The sequence below is a fragment of the Methanobrevibacter sp. UBA188 genome (genome assembly GCF_905234905.1).
Taxonomy (GTDB): domain Archaea; phylum Methanobacteriota; class Methanobacteria; order Methanobacteriales; family Methanobacteriaceae; genus Methanocatella.
Genome location: NZ_CAJOJM010000084.1, coordinates 3,486 through 5,285, shown reverse-complemented (window position 1 = coordinate 5,285; position 1,800 = coordinate 3,486). Strand labels below are relative to the sequence as shown.

1 protein-coding gene is annotated in these 1,800 nt (G+C 33.1%); it reads right to left on the bottom strand.

The window, feature by feature from the left end; all coding sequences use genetic code 11:
- Positions 1–1,483 (bottom strand): MFS transporter (locus tag QZ143_RS09550; RefSeq protein ID WP_292883636.1); only part of this gene is annotated, 1,483 nt, incomplete at its 3' end.
- Positions 1,484–1,800: the final 317 nt, after the last annotated feature.

Sequence of the window (1,800 nt, the reverse complement as noted above, 5' to 3'; positions counted from 1 at the left end):
GAATTAAAATAACTCCTAACACGATTGCCAATGCCATCATTACAGATGCCATTGCATTTTGAATAATTATGTCAGCAGTATTTACAACAATGTTGTCCTTTCCCTCTATAGTATCTAATTTTTGGAAGTAATCATAGACCTCCTGATGGAATTGTTCATCTCCTGAATAATCAGGTGCATAGGTATCGACTGCAGTACTAATACCACCCATAACTCCAAGAATTAGAATTATTCCAATAATTGCTGTACCCATTGATGAACCTAATGTCTCACCAGTTGTAATAATGCCAGATGCGTTATTTTGACTTTCAGAAGGAATATCAAATAATGCAACATCCGCACTTAAAGCCATTATAAAACCAATTCCCGCACCTAGTAAAAACTGTCCAGGAATTAAATCCAGCAGTGTTGTATTTAATTTAAATTGATAACTTAAAATCAGACATCCTACGATGGATATTATACATCCTACTGCCATGAGTGTCTTATGATTCAGTTTTCCAATTAATTTTGGAGCGGACACTGAAAAAATAAGCAAACCCTTACAAAACGGAAGTGAAGCCAAACCGGTACCCAATGGATTTAACTGCCATACACTTTGGAAAAACAGAACCAGTACAAAAAATGTTCCAGATACTACAATATTATACAATAACTTAATGGATACACCAACACGCAAATTTTTGTCTTTAAATAAATCAACATCAAGCAATGGAACCTTTCCAGACCTTTTTCTTCTGAGTTCGTGCCATATAAAGATTGCCAGGATTATTAATCCCAAAATTATCTCACATATGCTGACATTAACATCCTTGGTCAGAGTCAATATACCGAGCACAAGCAAAACAAGACCTATGCTTGAAATTATAGTGCCAATAATATCCAAATCGCTTTTAGATTCAGCAGGTTTGAAATAAGGTATTTTATTTCGCATTACTAAAATAAAGAAAATGATCAGTAATTCGAATGCAAAAGTATATCTCCAACTTAAAAAAGTTGTAATGACCCCACCAATGATTGGAGCAGAAACATCTGCAAGTCCTGCCATTATCCCCAGAGTTGCCAAAGCAATTGTACGTTTTTTACCGGAATATGTTCCGCTTATTATTGAAACTATGGCCGGCAGCATTAATGCCCCGGCAATACCTTTAATCGCTGACCATCCGACGAAAAACATTATAACATTTGAACTTATTGCTGCAGTAAATGCGCCGATACCGAAAAGTGCAGCACCAATTGAAAACAGTTTCTTTTTACCGACTATGTCTTGAAGTTTGGTACTGAGCAGTATTAACGCAGCAGTAATAAGAGTATTAAATGACACAATCATTTGAACAGTACTGACATCAGTATTCAAATCAACAACAATGTGAGAGATGCTCACATTCATGAATAAACTGTCCAATATTATAATAAATGAAGCACAAGCCACAACTATTAATGGAATCCAAGAATTTTCATTAGCCCTTTCATTCATATTCATTAATCCCCCAACATATTACATTTAATAATAATTTTAACATGATACCTTTTAAACATTTTTAATAATTTTGGATTTAATTTCAACAATGATTAAAATTTCTGTGGATTTTTATCTTAAAAGTGCAAAAATACCTTGACTTCGTTTAGTCGAGGATGAATTGAACAAAATACATCGGAGAATCACTATAAATGAAATATAATATAGTCACTGTTATTCTTCCACAATTTCATTTTTATTTTTTATAAACAGTATTGTTATTATTAACAAGACCACAGTTATTATTATCATCATTAACGAAGTCATACTAAATGAATTAA